The sequence below is a fragment of the Nocardioides sp. GY 10113 genome (genome assembly GCF_004919105.1).
Taxonomy (GTDB): Bacteria; Actinomycetota; Actinomycetes; order Propionibacteriales; family Nocardioidaceae; genus Nocardioides.
In genome coordinates this window covers 429,362-443,640 of record NZ_STGK01000001.1, presented here as the reverse complement: position 1 = coordinate 443,640, position 14,279 = coordinate 429,362, and the positions used below count along the sequence as shown (strand labels likewise).

Sequence of the window (14,279 nt, the reverse complement as noted above, 5' to 3'; positions counted from 1 at the left end):
CCGGCCCGGGCCCATACACGCCTGCCGAGTGGGTAGTTGGCGCCGGCCGACTGGGTCGGGATCACCGGCCGAGTCGGTCGGTCGCGACCTCCGGGCGTCGTCTTCGACCGACTCGGGCGGGGCTCACCACCCACTCGGCGAGCGGGTGGGGTCAGTCGGGGGCGAGCGCGCGCAGCCGCGCGTCGAGGTCACGCCGGTCGTCGCGGGACACGACCGCCTCGACCACCTCGATCCCGCCGTTGGGCATCGCCAGCGCCTGCTCCAGCTCCGGCCGCGAGGTGACCCGCAGGTGCGGCACCCGGACCGCGGCGCACACCGACGCCAGGTCGACCCCGTGCGGGGTGCCGAAGAGCCGCTCGAACGCCGGCGCGTGCACCGGAGCGCCCTGCTCCAGCATCGAGAAGATCGCGCCGCCGTCGTCGTTGGGCACCACGATGGTCAGGTCCGGGCGCGGCTCGTCGGGGCCGAGCACCAGCCCGTTCTGGTCGTGCAGGAAGGTCAGGTCGCCGACCAGCGCCAGCGCCCGCGACGAGCGCGGGCGGCCCAGCGCGGCGCCGATCGCGGTCGACAGCGTCCCGTCGATCCCGGCGAGGCCGCGATTGGCGATCACCCGCCGCCGCTCCCCGACCGTCGCCGGGCGGGCCATCAGGTCAAGATCGCGGATCGGGCTGGAGGCGCCGACCACGAGCAGCCCCCCGGCGGGCAGCGCCGCGAACGTCGCCCGCGCCACGTCGTACGGCGTCAGGGTGGCGGCTCCGGCCAGCTCGGCGTCGATCCGCCGGCCGAGGTCGCCGTCCGCCGCCCGCCAGGCATCCAGCCACTCCGGATCGTCGGGCTCGCCCTCCCACGCCGGCGCGGTGACGTGCCGGGCCTCGGGCGGGTCGGGCGGCCAGAAGCCGGCGGCGCGGACGACCAGCACCTCGACGCCGGGGCGGGCGAGCAGGTTCGTGATCGGGCGCGACAGCGTGGGCCGGCCGAAGACCACCACCCGCTCGATGCGGCGGCCGACCTCGGCGTTGACCAGGAGGCGACCGCAGCGCAGCGCGTGGCTGCCGGTGCGCGCGCCGCTGGTCGGTTCGGCCAGCAGGGGCCAGCCGGCGGTCTCGGCGAGCCGCCGCGCGGGCGGGCCGGCGTCGTCGCCGGCGACCACGACGGTGCGCGGTCCGCGGGTCAGCACGGTGGCGGGGCCGGCGGGCTCGCGCCAGTGCGGCGCCGGTGCGGGGGGCGCGGGGGGCATCGCCGCGGGGTAGACCGCCTCGGTCGGCACCAGCGGCGTGTCGAGCTGGACGTTGAGGTGCAGCGGCCCGTCGGGCACGTCGGCGACGGCGGAGAGCTCCTCGACCGAGGCCACGTCGTGGCACGGCACCGGCCGGCCGAAGAGCCCCACCTGCTCGGTGGTCTGGTTGGCGCCGGTGGCGCGCAACCGTGCGGGCCGGTCGGCGGAGACGACGACCAGCGGCAGGCCGGCGTGCAGGGCCTCGAGGACGGCGGGGTGCAGGTTCGCCACCGCGGTGCCGGAGGTGGTGACCACGGCGGCCCGGGCTCCGACGCGGGTCAAGCCGAGGGCCAGGAAGCCGGCGGTCCGCTCGTCGATGCGGGTGTGCAGCCGCAGGGCGCCGTCGCGCTCGGCCTGCCACAGCGCGAAGGCCAGCGGCGCGTTGCGGGATCCGGGGGCGAGCACCACCTCGCGGACCCCGGCGCGGAGCAGGTGCTCCACCACGGCGGCCGCCAGCGCGGCCGCGGACGAGTGCGAGTCCTTCACAGCGCACGATCCTCGCGCAGCGCCCGGACCTCCGCGAGCCGGGCCTCCCAGTGCGCGACCCGGTCCGGGGCCGCGGCCAACCGGTCCAGAGCCGCGGGATCGACGACGGGCGCCCCCACCGGGAGCTCGCCGTCGACCGGCAGCAGCGGCTCCCCGGCGACGTCGTCGGTGAGCAGCCGGACCGTGGCCAGCCCGCAGGCGTGCGGCAGCTCGGGAAGCGCCGCGGCCAGCGCGACGCCGGCGGCGATCCCGACCGAGGTCTCCAACGCCGAGGAGACCACCACCGGCAGCCCGATCCGCTCCGCGATCTCCAGGCAGGCCCGTACGCCGCCGAGCGGCTGCACCTTGAGCACCGCGACGTCCGCGGCCTCCAGGTCGCGCACCCGGTACGGGTCCTCGGCCCGCCGGATCGACTCGTCGGCGGCGATCGGCACGTCCACCCGGCGGCGGACCAGGGCCAGGTCCTCCACGCTCGCCGTCGGCTGCTCGACGTACTCCAGGCCGCCGGCGGCGCGGTCCAGCACCGCGATCGCCGCGACGGCCCGCTCGACGTCCCAGGCGCCGTTGGCGTCGACCCGGACGTGTCCTCCGGCGCCGAGGGCCTCGCGGACCGCGGCCACCCGGGCCTCGTCGTCGGCCAGCGTCTGCCCCGGCTCGGCGACCTTCACCTTGGCGGTCGAGCAGCCGCTGCCGGCGACGATCTCCCGCGCCCGTTCCGCGTCCACCGCCGGGACGGTGACGTTGACCGGCACCCGGTCGCGGACCGGGACGGGCCAGTCGCCGGCCGCCGCCTCCTCGGCGCAGCGCAGCCAGGGCTCGGCGACGTCGGCGGGGTACTCCAGGAACGGGCTCCACTCCCCCCAGCCGGCCGGACCCTCGACGAACGCCGCCTCGCGCACGGTGATCCCGCGGAACCGGGTCCGCATCGGGATCGAGACGACCCGCAGGCCGCTCACGCCCCCTCCCCCGGCCGGTCGGCCTCCAGCGCCAGCGCGCGCAGCGCCTGCCTGTCCGGCTTGCCGTTGGCCAGCAGCGGCAGCTCGTCCAGCACGACGAGCTGGCGCATCGCCCACGACCGCGGGTGCGCCTCGGCGACCCAGTCCCGCAGCGCGGACAGGTCCGGCACGGGCTCGCCACCCGGCGCGCCCGGCACCACGAACGCCACGACGCGGTTGCCCCACTCCCGGTCGGCCACCCCGAGCACCTCGGCCTGGTCGAGGGACGGGTGCTCGCGCAGCCGGACCGCGACCGCCGGCCCCGGGACGTTGACGCCGCCGGTGACGATCACGTCGTCGACCCGGCCGATCACCCGCAGGTGGCCGTCCTCGTCGAACCGGCCGGCGTCCGAGGTCAGGTACCAGCCGTCGACGAGTGCCTGCCGGGTCAGCTCGGGGTTGTCGCGGTAGCCGTCGAACAGCGTCGGGCCGCTGATCCGGATCCGCCCGCCGTCGCCGATCGCGACCTCGACCCCGTCCAGCGGCACCCCGTCGTAGACGCAGCCGCCCGCGGTCTCGGCGGCGCCGTAGGTGGCCACCACCCGGATCCCGGCCGCCTCCGCGCGGGCCCGCAGCGCGGGGTCGATCGGCCCGCCGCCGAGCAGCACGGTGTGGGCACGGGCGAGCGCGGCCACCTCGTCGGGCGAGGCCAGCGCCCGATGCAGCTGGGTGGGCACCAACGAGGTGAACCAGCCCTCCCCCTCCGGCCAGCCCGAGACGTCGTACGACGTGGGCGCATGCCCCGCGGCCAGGGAGCGGACCAGCACCTGCAGGCCGGCCACGTAGGTCGCCGGCAGCGCCAGCACCCACGGCCCGGCGGCGCCGAGCCGGCGTCGGCTGGCCTCGACCGAGGCCAGCACAGCGGCCCGGCTCAGCACCACCCGCTTCGGCGTCCCGCTGGATCCGGAGGTCGGGATCACCACCCGGTCCTCGCCCGGCCCGTCGAGCCACGCACGGACCTGGTCGACCACCTCGTCGAAGCCGCCGCGCGGCTGCCAGTCACCCACCCGGCCGACGCTATCGGGGACCGGGCGGCGCCGGGGGCGCGGTGCCTGCTTGAATCGCTGACCATGGCCACCCCCGCGCACTGGCTCGCCGGAGCCCGCCCCCGCACGCTCCCCGCCGCGCTCGCGCCCGTCCTCGCCGGCACCGGCCTCGCCGCGTACGCCGACGGCCTGGTGTGGTGGAAGGCCGTGCTCGCCCTGGTGGTCAGCCTCGCCCTGCAGGTCGGCGTCAACTACGCCAACGACTACTCCGACGGGATCCGTGGCACCGACGACGAGCGGGTCGGCCCGCTGCGGCTGGTCGGCTCCGGGCTGGCCTCGCCGGGTGCGGTGAAGCGCGCCGCGTTCGCCTCGTTCGGCGTGGCCGCGGTGGCCGGGCTGGTGATCGCGGCGACCACGGCGTGGTGGCTGCTCGCGCTCGGCGCGGTCTGCGTGCTCGCCGCCTGGTACTACACCGGCGGCTCGAAGCCGTACGGCTACCTGGGCCTGGGCGAGGTGATGGTCTTCGTCTTCTTCGGCCTGGTCGCGGTGATGGGCACGACCTACGTGCAGACCGAGACGCTGGCCGGCTCGCTGGGCTGGGCGGCCTTCGCCGCCGGCTCCGGCATCGGCGCGCTGGCCTGCGGGATCCTGGTCGCCAACAACCTTCGCGACATCCCGACCGACACCGTCTCCGGCAAGCGCACCCTCGCGGTGCGCCTCGGCGATGCCCGCACCCGCCGGTTCTACGTGCTGCTGGTCGCGCTGGCCGCCGTCGCGGTGGTCGTGGTCGCCGGCCTCACCACCTGGTGGGCGCTGCTCGGACTGGGCTTCCTGCTGCCCGCCGCCGCCGGCGTGCGGGTGGTGCTCTCGGGCGCCGGCGGCCCCGGTCTGATCCCGGTGCTGCAGAAGACCGGCGTGGCCGAGCTGGTGTGGGCGCTGCTGGCCACGGTCGGCCTGGTCATCGGCCGCTGAGGGCCTGTCCCCGGGGCGCGGTCGTGTGCCTCAGAACGCCCCTAGGCAGGCGTCAGGCACACGACCCGGCGCGGGACCGCGGTGAGGACGGTCAGTCCAGGTCTTCCTTGGCGCGCGCGGCCTCGTAGCGGTCGTTGACCTTCCCGGCCCGGGCCTCGACCTTCTTCGCGAACGCGTTGCGCTGGTCGTTGAGGAGCAGGAACGAGGCGACGCCGCTGAGCAGGAACGCCACCACGATCACCCAGATCACCGGGACCGAGTCGGCCGCCACGAACCAGATGCCGAAGACGATCGCGAACGCGCCGAGGAAGAGTCCGAGGCGCAGGGCGGTGTAGATCCAGAACTCCTTCACGACTCCAGGGTAGGCGACCGCGAGCCCGGGACCACGATCGCCGAGGATCGCCGAGGAACGCCGACCGAGCGACGACCGTGCGACCACCGAGAGACGGGCGGATCGGGGCGGCCGGTCAGATCCGATCGCCGGAGAGGTGGGTTATCGCTGCCGCGCGACCTACGCTGGGCCTTGTGAAGTTCCTGCTGGTGGTGATCGTCATCGCGGTCGCGGTGTACCTCGCCGTGCGCCTGATCCAGGATGGCGGGTTCCAGCCGCCCGGCGGTCGGACCCGGCAACCGCGCCCGCGCCCCAAGCCGTCGCCGCAACGCCCCGTCGCCCCGGACGACGACGAGGAGTTCCTCCGCGACCTCGACCGCAAGCGGCTGGACCCGCCGGACGGCTGAGAGTCGGACCAGAAGACGCGCGAGTCGGCAGGAAGCTCCTGCCGACTCGCGCGTTTTTCTTCGGAGTCTCAGCCGACCCGCATCAGCCGTCGGTCGGTACCGTGCCGCCGGGCACCGCCGGCGCGATCACCGGCGCCGGGCTCTCCCCGGCGTACGAGTGCTGGCTGGAGGTCGAGAAGTAGTTGATCCCGATGAAGTTGAACCACAGCGTGCCCAGGCCGACCAGGGCCAGGATCGCCGCGTTGCGGCCCTTCCACCCGGCCGTCGCGCGGGCGTGCAGATAGCCGGCGTAGACCACCCAGGTGATGAAGGCCCACACCTCCTTGGGGTCCCAGTTCCAGTACCGCGACCAGGCCTCGTGCGCCCAGATCGGGCCGGTGATCAGCACCGCGAAGGTCCACACCGGGAACGCGAAGGCGTGCACCCGGTAGGCGACCCGGTCCAGCGCGGGCAGCTCGGGCACGCGGCCCATCCAGCCGGTCAGCTCGGCGCCGCCGGCCTTGCGCTCGGCGCGCATCCTGACCAGGTACATGATCGAGGCGATGCCGCCGAGGGTGAACGCGCCGGTGGCGATCACGGCGGAGACCACGTGGATGACCAGCCAGTAGGAGTTGAGCGACTCGGCCAGCGGGGCGACCGGCTCGTGCAGCCAGATCACCGCGACCATCAGCACCGAGAGCACGAACGTGATCACCAGCGGCGCCATCCAGGCGAGCTTGAGCCGCTTGTAGAGCACGAGGTAGAGGGCCGTCACCACGAAGCTGCCGGAGATGGTGAACTCGTACATGTTGCCCCACGGCACCCGGTTCGGGTCCGCGGCCATGCCCCGGCCGACCAGGCCGACGAAGTGGGCGGCGCAGGCGATGACGGTGAGCAGCAGCCCGAGCCGACCGAGGAACTCCACCCGCGAGGACCGGTCCGGCCCGCCCGCCCCCTCATCCGGTACGGCGGTGCCCGGCGCCTCGGCGCCGCCGACTCCCGCGGGCACCGCCTCGCGCACCCGCGCCGTGGCGGGCTGGCGCATCGCGGCCCACTCGGCGAGGTGCGCCAGCAGCGCCAGGAAGTAGACGATCCCGGCGGCGGCGATCGCCTGGTTGCTCAGCGACTCCCACGCAGCGTTGCTCACGACGCACCCTTCTTCTGGTTCTCGGCGTTCTGCTTCTCGGCGCTCGACGTCGCGACGTCGAGCCTCTCGACGAGGCCGTCGAGGACCTCGCTGACGTCGGCGTTGCCCGACCGGTCGAGGACCGCGACCTCGACCATTGTGGACCCCGCGGAACCCTCCGCGCGACGCGCCCGCACCCAGACCCGGCGGGGCCGGATGAACAGCGAGCCGCACAGCCCGATCAGCGCCAGCACGACGCCGGCCAGCGCGACCAGCTTGCCGGGGGTCTGGCTGATCTGGACGCGCACCCAGGGCTCGACGCCCTCGAAGGTGACCGAGCCCAGCCCGTCGGGCAGCTCGCGGGTGTCACCGGGCTGCAGGTCGACGCGGAACGGCTTGCCGTCGTCCTTGGTCACCAGCTCGGCGTCGGAGGTGTCCAGCACGTAGACCGACTGAGCGGCGCCGTCGTCGAGGCCGAGGTCGCCGCGGTAGGCGAGCATCGACAGCGTCGGGTTGAGGTCGTCGCCGAAGACGGTGACCGGGTTGCCGTCGACCATGTCGAAGCTGGGGTAGAAGAGCCCCTCCAGCCCGATCTGCTCGGGCTTGGCCGCCGGCGCCTTGATCACGCCGAAGGAGAGGAAGCTGGAGTCCTGCGGCAGGAAGACGGTCGGCCCGGTGTAGGCGATGTCGCCCTCGCCGTCCCTGACCGTGACCACCGGGGCGTAGCCGTGACCGATCAGGAAGACGTCGGTGGATCCGACGCTGAGCGGATGGTTGACCCGCAGGTCGTAGGTCTGCTCGGCGCTCGAGCCGCAGTGCTCCTGGTAGGTCAGCCCGGCGTGGAACTTGATCGCCATGCCGGCGCGCGGTCCCTCGGTGAGCCAGGTGTCGTCGTAGGAGTCGACGTCGAAGCAGAAGTCGTCGAGCTGGCCGGTGCGGAAGAGCGCGCCGGGGTTGAAGTCGTCGTACTGGGTGAGGTTGTTGGTGAAGGTGCCGCCCTGCACCACGATGACGCCGCCCTGGTAGCCGAAGAGGCCACCGATGGCGAAGCCCGCGAGCACGATCAGCACGGAGAGGTGGAAGAGCAGGTTGCCGGCCTCGCGCAGGTAGCCGCGCTCGCCAGCGACGAAGTCGACCGGGTCCTCCGAGACCACGCTCCGCAGCCGGTAGCGCCGCCCCAGCACCGCGCGGGCCCGCGCCAGCACCGCCTCGGGCTCCTCGTCGGTGCTGAACGTGGCGTGCTCGGGCAGCCGGGTCAGATTCTTCGGCGCCGCGGGCGGCTGGGCCCGCATCGCGCGGAAGTAGACGGCCGTGCGGGGCAGGATGCAGCCGACCAGCGAGACGACCAGGAGCAGGTAGATCGCGGAGAACCAGACCGAGTCGTAGACCGAGAACAGGTCCAGCTTCTCGTAGATCGGGGTGAGGGTCGGGTGCTCCTCCTGCCAGCGGTTCACGCCGAGCGCGTCGACCCCGGACTGCGGGATCACCGATCCGGGGACCGCCGCCAGCGCGAGCAGCAGGAGCAGCACCAGCGCGGTGCGCATGGAGGTGATCTGGCGCCAGGTCCAGCGGCCGAGCTCGCGGGCGGTCAGCTCGCCGGAGCGGCGCTCGGGACCCCGGCCGCCGTCCGGCGTGGTCGCCGGCCTGGTCGTCGCGGTGCTCATACCGAGACCTCGAATCCGCCGACCAGCTGGAGCTGCACCCAGTCGGTCGCCACGCCCCACCACCCGGTCACCATCAGTACGCCGACGGTGACCAGCATCAGGCCACCCAGGCGCATCACCCAGACCTGGTGCCGGCGCACCCAGCCCAGCGCGCCCAGCGTGCGCCGGTAGAAGAGCCCGGCGATGATGAACGGCACACCCAGCCCGAGCGCGTAGCAGAGCGAGAGCAGCGCGCCACGGGCCGCGGTCGCGTCCACGAAGGTCAGGTTGACGATCACGCCGTACGTCGGCCCGATGCAGGGCTGCCAGCCGAGCGCGAAGAGCGCGCCGATCAGGGGCGCCGCGCCGAGCCCGACCGCGGGGATGGAGTGCACCCGCCACTCGCGCTGGAGCCAGGGCACCACGCCGGCGAAGACCAGGCCGAGGCCGATCAGCCCGAAGCCCATGACCAGCGTGATGGTGTCCTGGTACTCGCGCAGCCAGCGGCCGACCACGCCGGAGGCGGCGCCGATCAGCACGAAGACGGTCGCGAACCCGACCACGAAGAGCACCGAGCCGAGCAGCATCCGCCCGCGGTGGCGCGCCTCGGCGCTCCCGTCGGCCAGGTCGGCCCCGGACAGCCCCGTGGCGTAGGAGAGGTACCCGGGCAGCAACGGGATCACGCACGGGGAGAAGAAGGAGACCAGCCCCGCGATCACCGCCACCGGCACCGCCAGCGCCAGCGACCCCCCGGCCGCCTGGCTCTGGAACCACTCACCCATCGGCGGCCTCCGCGCTCGCGGGCAGCAGCTCCTCCACCAGGGTGGTCAGGGTGCTGCGCGAGGGGATCGGGCCGTTGATCAGCGCCGCGACCCGACCGTCGGTGTCGAGCACCAGGGTCGCCGGCGGCGCGTACGGCGCGTAGCGGCCGAAGCCGAGCAGGGTCTTGCTGCCGGGGTCGTAGAGCGAGGGGTAGTCGACGCCGCGGTCGCGCTCGAAGGCGGCGGCGTTCTCCGGCGCCGCGTCGCGGATGTTGATCCCGACGAAGGAGACCTGCCCAGGGTGATCGGCCGAGAGCGACTGCTCGGCCTCGACCAGCATCGGCATCTCGGTCCGGCACGGCCCGCACCCGGACCACCACACGTTGACCACGACCACCTGGCCGCGCAGGTCGACGAGGTCGAGGTCGTCCCCGGCGACCGTGGTGCCGGCGACCTCGACGGGCTCCTCCCGATCGACCTCGGCGACCTCGACCACCTGGCTGTCGCCCGCGATGTACTCCTTGCCCTCGGTCCCCTCGACCGACGAGCAGCCGGTGGCGAGCAGCGCGAGGGCCAGCCCGGCCCCCGCGGCGCGCAGGACGCGGTTCATGCTGGAGTCGGCCCCTTGGGCTTGTTCTCCTCGGGGGCGTCGCCCGCCGAGAACGGGTCGTGCAGGTCCTCGGCCGGGATCAGGTCGATCGCCGGCTCGGCGTAGGAGACCTGGGCGAGCTCGGTGCCGACGAAGTGCAGCGAGGTGACCGAGCAGAGCGTGCACTGCCGGCTGCGCGGGTTGTGCAGGAAGGAGCGCTTCTCCACCGCGAGCCGGGTGGTCCAGATCGGCAGCTGGTGGGAGACCAGCACCGCCTCGTGGCCCTCGGCCTCCTTGCGGGCGTCCTCGACGGCCGCGAGCATCCGCACCACGATCGCCTTGTAGGGCTCGCCCCAGGACGGCCGGAACGGGTTCCACAGCAGCGGCCAGACCCGCGGGTCGAGCAGCACCTTCGCCGGCTCGGCGAAGCTCTTGCCCTCGAACCTGTTGGTGGACTCCAGCACGCGGTCCTCGATGCCGACCTCGAGGCCGAGCTTCTCGGCCAACGGCGCCGCGGTCTCTCGCGCGCGCTCCAGCGGCGAGGAGCGCAGCACGGTCACGTCGCGGCCGGCCAGGTAGTCGGCCGCCGCGAGGGCCATCGCCTTGCCGCGGTCGGAGAGGTGGAACCCGTCGCGGCGGCCGTAGAGGACGCCCTCGGGGTTGTGCACCTCGCCGTGGCGCAGCAGGTGGACGATCGTGGTGGCGGGGCTCGCGGAGGCGTCAGGAGTGCTCATCGGCCCTCCCCCTTTCCGGCTGCGGCGGCCGCGATCCGGGCCGACTCGGGCAGTGCGTCGAGGATGGCCTGCACGGCGCGGTCGTCGTGCGCGGCGGAGACGAACCAGGCCTCGTACGCCGACGGCGGCAGGTGCACGCCCCGGTCCAGCATGGCGTGGAAGAACGCGCCGTACGCCGCACCGTCCGTGCGCTGGGCACCGGCGTAGTCGCGCACCGGCTCCTCGGTCAGGAAGACCGAGAACATCGAGCCGGTGGACTGGATGACGTGCGGCAGGCCGGCGGCGGTGAACGCCTCGGCCACACCGGCACGGAGCGTGTCGGCGACCGAGCCGAGGTGCGCGTACACCTCGTCGGTGGCGTTGCGCAGGGTCGCGAGACCGGCGGCGGTGGCGACAGGGTTACCCGACAGCGTGCCCGCCTGGTAGACGGGACCGTCGGGGGCGAGGTGGCCCATCACGTCGGCGCGACCGCCGAAGGCGGCGGCGGGCAGGCCGCCGCCCATCACCTTGCCGAAGGTCATCAGGTCGGGGGCCCAGCCCTCGACGGCGCCGTCGGTGCCCCACTGGCCCGCACGGGAGACGCGGAAGCCGGTCATCACCTCGTCGCTGATGAACAGCGCGCCGTGGGCGCGGCAGGTCTCGGCGAGGAAGTGGTTGAAGCCGGGCTCGGGCGGGACGACGCCCATGTTGCCCGGGGCGGCCTCGGTGATCAGGCAGGCGATCCGGTCGCCGTGCTCGGCGAACGCGGCGGTCACCGCGGCCCGGTCGTTGTAGGGCAGCACCAGGGTCAACGCCGTGGAGGACTCCGGGACACCGGGGGTGCCGGGGATCGCGAAGGTGGTCAGCCCCGAGCCGGCCGCGGCCAGCAGGGAGTCGACGTGACCGTGGTAGCAGCCGGCGAACTTCACGACGAGGTCGCGGCCGGTGAAGCCGCGGGCCAGCCGGATCGCGGACATCGTCGCCTCGGTGCCCGAGGAGACGAGGCGCGCCCGCTCCACCGGGGTGCGCGCGACGATCTCCTCGACCAGCGCGATCTCGCCCTCGGTCGGGGTGCCGTAGGAGGTCCCGCGCGCGACGGCGGCGTTGATCGCGGCCATCACCTCGGGGTGCTGGTGGCCCAGCAGCATCGGCCCCCAGGAGCAGATCAGGTCGACGTAGGTGTTGCCGTCCACGTCGGTCAACCAGGGGCCCTCGGCGCTCGCGATGAAGCGCGGAGTGCCGCCGACCGCGTTGAACGCGCGGACCGGGGAGTTCACCCCACCAGGGGTGACCGCGCGGCCCCGGGCGAAGAGCGCCTCGGAGGTCCGGGTCGGTCGGTCGACGGAGCGCTGCAGGTCAGGAGCGGGCGTCACGCCCTCATTGTCACCGATCGACCCCAATGGCCCACATCGCCGAACACCGGCCGGACGCGGAGGAGTTCTTTACCATCGATCTCGGTCCAAAGTATGGAACTTGTTCCTGTGACGCGCGTAACGTCATCTTGCATACTCTGTTGGAGAAGAGAGTGTCGCTTCCGCGGGAGGGCAGCGGCGACACGCGTTCCACCCGGATCGCGTGCTGGCGAGACCCGGTCACAGGTGACCGGTACTAGGGGAGAACGCAATGTCGAGGAAGCGTCTGGGGCGGGTGCAGCGCGTCGTCACGATCGTGCCGCTGGCCCTGCTGTCGGCGGCCTGGACCGCCAGCGTCGCCGGCGTGGGCGGCCCGACCGCCGCCTCGCTGGTCGCCGGCCCCGCGGCAGGAGCGGTCCCCGACGGCACCGGCGTCCCCGAGGACGCGATCGACGAGCCGGCCAGCATGTCCAACCCGGGCTCGGTGGAGGACGTCGTCGACAAGCGCCAGCAGGCGGGCATCGTCACCGCCGCGGCGACCGACGAGATCCCTTCGGCGGCACTGGCGGCGTACCAGCGCGCCGAGAGCGTGATCAACACCGCCGACAAGAGCTGCAGGATCAGCTGGGAGCTGATCGCGGCGATCGGCCGGATCGAGTCCAACCACGGCCGCCGCGGCGGCAACGTGCTCGACGACGACGGAGTGGCGCGGCCCGGCATCTACGGCCCCGCACTGAACGGCAAGAAGCAGACCACGGCCGTGCCGGACACCGACGGTGGCCAGTACGACCGGGACGAGAAGTGGGACCGCGCGGTCGGCCCGATGCAGTTCATCCCGTCCACCTGGTCGGTGGTCGGGCTCGACGCGGACGGCGACGACCGGCGCAACCCGCAGGACATCGACGACGCGGCGCTGGCGAGCGCTGTCTACCTGTGCTCGGGCAAGGACGACCTGTCGACCGCGGCCGGCGAGCGAGCCGCGGTGCGCCGCTACAACAACAGCCCGTCCTACGTGAACCTCGTGCTCAAGGTCACTGACATCTACGTCGAGACCGACTTCGCACCGGCGCCGAGCAGCTCGGCCGCCGCGGGCTACATCGTCCCCGACGCCCCGACCTACGACTTCGGCAAGAACCTCGGCGCGAGTGCGCCGTCCGCGACCATCAAGAAGAAGTCCGGAGGCTCGGGCACCACGAAGAAGGGCTCGGGGACGACGGCACCGAGCGCCGCGCCCAGCACGCCGTCCGGCTCGGGTGGCGCCTCCAGCGGCACGAAGTCCGGCGGCTCCTCGTCCGGCGGCAGCACGTCCGGCGGCACCACGTCCGGCGGCACCAAGTCCGGCGGCACCAAGACCAGCGAGCCCAAGGTCGACATCCCGGACACCGGCAACGAGGTGGTCGACAAGGCCAACGACGCCACCGAGAACCTGATCAACGGCATGCTCGGGGCGTTCGAGGCCTCGGTCGGCAAGGCCAAGTGCTGGGCGCGCTACCCGCTGCTGATCCTGCAGCGCAGCGACCGCGAGAAGTGCCTCGCGTCCTACGGCGGCTGAGTCTCGAGGCGGGGGCGGGGCGTGTGTCTGAGCGCCCGCTCTCCCGATGCCTCAGGCACACGACCCACCTCAGGCACACGACCCACCTCGGGGACCGGGTGACTCAGCGGCGCAGCAGGCGGGCTGCCTCGGTGGCCCAGTAGGTGAGGATCACGTCGGCGCCCGCGCGGCGGATCGAGGTGAGCGTCTCCAGGATCGCCGGCTCCCGGTCGATCCAGCCGCGCTCGGCGGCGGCCTCGACCATCGCGTACTCCCCCGAGATGTTGTACGCCGCGACCGGCACGTCGACCGCCTCGCGGACCCGGTGCAGCACGTCGAGGTAGGCCAGCGCCGGCTTCACCATCACCATGTCCGCGCCCTCGGCGACGTCCAGCAGCGCCTCGGCCACGCCCTCCCGGGCGTTGCGCGGGTCCTGCTGGTAGGTGCGCCGGTCGCCCTCGAGGCTGCTGTCGACGGCCTCGCGGAACGGGCCGTAGAACGCCGAGGCGTACTTGGCCGAGTAGGCGAGGATCCCGGTGCCGGTGTGGCCGGCGGCGTCCAGGGCGTCGCGCACCACCGCGACCTGGCCGTCCATCATCCCGCTCGGGCCGACCATGTCGACGCCGGCGGCCGCCTGCACCCGGGCCATCTCGGCGTACCGCTCCAGGGTGGCGTCGTTGTCGACCTCGCCGGCCTCGGTGACCACGCCGCAGTGCCCGTGGTCGGTGAACTCGTCGAGGCACAGGTCGGCCATCACCACCAGATCGGTGCCGACCTCCGCCTTCACGTCGGCGATGGCGACGTTCAGGATGCCCGCGGGGTCGGTGGCGCCGCTGCCGACCGCGTCCTTGGCCTCGGGGATGCCGAAGAGCATCACCCCGCGCAGGCCGGCCTCGGCGGCCTCGGCGACCGCCTTGCGCAGGGTGTCGCGGGTGTGCTGCACGACGCCCGGCATCGAGCTGATCGGGCGCGGCTCCGCGATCCCCTCGCGGACGAAGAGCGGCAGCACCAGCTGGGCCGGGCGCAGGGTCGTCTCGGCGACCATCTCGCGCATCGCGGCGCTGGAGCGGAGCCGGCGCGGGCGCACGACGGGGCGTTCGAAGTCGCTCATGGTGCGACCTTAGTCCGCCGC

The 14,279-nt window shown here is 73.7% G+C and carries 14 protein-coding genes; 3 read left to right on the top strand and 11 right to left on the bottom strand.

Going from position 1 to position 14,279, the window contains the following annotated elements; all coding sequences use genetic code 11:
- Positions 1–151: 151 nt before the first annotated feature.
- Genes menD through E8D34_RS01895 form a run of 3 tightly spaced genes read right to left on the bottom strand, consistent with a single transcriptional unit; the run spans position 152 to position 3,764 of the window.
- Complete coding sequence (gene menD, locus E8D34_RS01905) at positions 152–1,762, bottom strand: 2-succinyl-5-enolpyruvyl-6-hydroxy-3-cyclohexene-1-carboxylic-acid synthase (RefSeq protein WP_136592853.1); 1,611 nt, start codon at positions 1,760–1,762, stop codon at positions 152–154.
- Positions 1,759–2,709 (bottom strand): o-succinylbenzoate synthase, encoded by a 951-nt coding sequence (locus tag E8D34_RS01900; protein ID WP_136592984.1) that lies wholly within the window; start codon positions 2,707–2,709, stop codon positions 1,759–1,761. Before E8D34_RS01900 ends, menD begins: the two co-directional genes overlap by 4 nt.
- 5 nt (positions 2,710–2,714) lie before the next feature.
- On the bottom strand, positions 2,715–3,764 hold the full coding sequence (locus tag E8D34_RS01895; protein ID WP_240771037.1) for an AMP-binding protein: 1,050 nt from the start codon (positions 3,762–3,764) through the stop codon (positions 2,715–2,717).
- Between the two features lie 63 nt (positions 3,765–3,827).
- Here E8D34_RS01895 and E8D34_RS01890 point away from each other — a divergent pair, with 63 nt between their 5' ends.
- Positions 3,828–4,715, top strand: coding sequence for a 1,4-dihydroxy-2-naphthoate polyprenyltransferase (locus E8D34_RS01890; RefSeq protein ID WP_136592852.1), 888 nt, complete (start codon positions 3,828–3,830; stop codon positions 4,713–4,715).
- A 91-nt stretch (positions 4,716–4,806) separates the two neighbouring features.
- Here the strand turns inward: E8D34_RS01890 and E8D34_RS01885 are convergent, their stop codons facing one another.
- The gene (locus tag E8D34_RS01885) at positions 4,807–5,067 is read right to left on the bottom strand and encodes a DUF4229 domain-containing protein (RefSeq protein WP_136592851.1); all 261 of its coding nucleotides are present in this window, start codon (positions 5,065–5,067) and stop codon (positions 4,807–4,809) included.
- A 173-nt stretch (positions 5,068–5,240) separates the two neighbouring features.
- Here E8D34_RS01885 and E8D34_RS01880 point away from each other — a divergent pair, with 173 nt between their 5' ends.
- Positions 5,241–5,453: a hypothetical protein gene (locus E8D34_RS01880; RefSeq protein WP_136592850.1), complete on the top strand. Its 213-nt coding sequence runs from the start codon at positions 5,241–5,243 to the stop codon at positions 5,451–5,453.
- Between the two features lie 82 nt (positions 5,454–5,535).
- On the opposite strand, the gene ccsB is transcribed toward E8D34_RS01880, so the two are convergent.
- The 6 genes from ccsB to hemL are packed head-to-tail and all read right to left on the bottom strand — an operon-like array spanning position 5,536 to position 11,637.
- Positions 5,536–6,579, bottom strand: coding sequence for a c-type cytochrome biogenesis protein CcsB (gene ccsB / locus E8D34_RS01875; protein ID WP_136592849.1), 1,044 nt, complete (start codon positions 6,577–6,579; stop codon positions 5,536–5,538).
- Positions 6,576–8,222 (bottom strand): cytochrome c biogenesis protein ResB, encoded by a 1,647-nt coding sequence (locus E8D34_RS01870; protein ID WP_136592848.1) that lies wholly within the window; start codon positions 8,220–8,222, stop codon positions 6,576–6,578. Before E8D34_RS01870 ends, ccsB begins: the two co-directional genes overlap by 4 nt.
- Positions 8,219–8,983, bottom strand: a complete 765-nt coding sequence (locus E8D34_RS01865; protein WP_136592847.1) for a cytochrome c biogenesis protein CcdA — start codon at positions 8,981–8,983, stop codon at positions 8,219–8,221. Before E8D34_RS01865 ends, E8D34_RS01870 begins: the two co-directional genes overlap by 4 nt.
- The gene (locus E8D34_RS01860) at positions 8,976–9,572 is read right to left on the bottom strand and encodes a TlpA disulfide reductase family protein (RefSeq protein ID WP_136592846.1); all 597 of its coding nucleotides are present in this window, start codon (positions 9,570–9,572) and stop codon (positions 8,976–8,978) included. Before E8D34_RS01860 ends, E8D34_RS01865 begins: the two co-directional genes overlap by 8 nt.
- A complete protein-coding gene (locus E8D34_RS01855) occupies positions 9,569–10,285 on the bottom strand; it encodes a histidine phosphatase family protein (protein WP_136592845.1) in 717 nt (238 codons plus the stop codon). The genes E8D34_RS01860 and E8D34_RS01855 overlap by 4 nt, the downstream gene beginning before the upstream one ends.
- Complete coding sequence (hemL, locus tag E8D34_RS01850) at positions 10,282–11,637, bottom strand: glutamate-1-semialdehyde 2,1-aminomutase (RefSeq protein WP_240771036.1); 1,356 nt, start codon at positions 11,635–11,637, stop codon at positions 10,282–10,284. Before hemL ends, E8D34_RS01855 begins: the two co-directional genes overlap by 4 nt.
- Positions 11,638–11,887: 250 nt before the next feature.
- On the opposite strand from hemL, the gene E8D34_RS01845 reads away from it, so the two are divergent.
- Positions 11,888–13,168, top strand: a complete 1,281-nt coding sequence (locus E8D34_RS01845) for a hypothetical protein (protein WP_136592844.1) — start codon at positions 11,888–11,890, stop codon at positions 13,166–13,168.
- Between the two features lie 103 nt (positions 13,169–13,271).
- Here the strand turns inward: E8D34_RS01845 and hemB are convergent, their stop codons facing one another.
- Positions 13,272–14,258 carry a porphobilinogen synthase gene (hemB, locus tag E8D34_RS01840; RefSeq protein WP_136592843.1) on the bottom strand — a complete coding sequence of 329 codons (987 nt, stop codon included), beginning with the start codon at positions 14,256–14,258 and terminating at the stop codon, positions 13,272–13,274.
- Positions 14,259–14,279: the final 21 nt, after the last annotated feature.

Excerpts from the sequence above, each read along its gene's own strand:
- E8D34_RS01890 (WP_136592852.1), top strand. The coding sequence starts at position 3,828 with ATGGCCACCCCCGCGCACTGGCTCGCCGGAGCCCGCCCCCGCACGCTC.
- E8D34_RS01870 (WP_136592848.1), bottom strand. The coding sequence starts at position 8,222 with ATGAGCACCGCGACGACCAGGCCGGCGACCACGCCGGACGGCGGCCGG.
- E8D34_RS01865 (WP_136592847.1), bottom strand. The coding sequence starts at position 8,983 with ATGGGTGAGTGGTTCCAGAGCCAGGCGGCCGGGGGGTCGCTGGCGCTG.
- E8D34_RS01860 (WP_136592846.1), bottom strand. The coding sequence starts at position 9,572 with ATGAACCGCGTCCTGCGCGCCGCGGGGGCCGGGCTGGCCCTCGCGCTG.
- E8D34_RS01855 (WP_136592845.1), bottom strand. The coding sequence starts at position 10,285 with ATGAGCACTCCTGACGCCTCCGCGAGCCCCGCCACCACGATCGTCCAC.
- E8D34_RS01845 (WP_136592844.1), top strand. The coding sequence starts at position 11,888 with ATGTCGAGGAAGCGTCTGGGGCGGGTGCAGCGCGTCGTCACGATCGTG.
- hemB (WP_136592843.1), bottom strand. The coding sequence starts at position 14,258 with ATGAGCGACTTCGAACGCCCCGTCGTGCGCCCGCGCCGGCTCCGCTCC.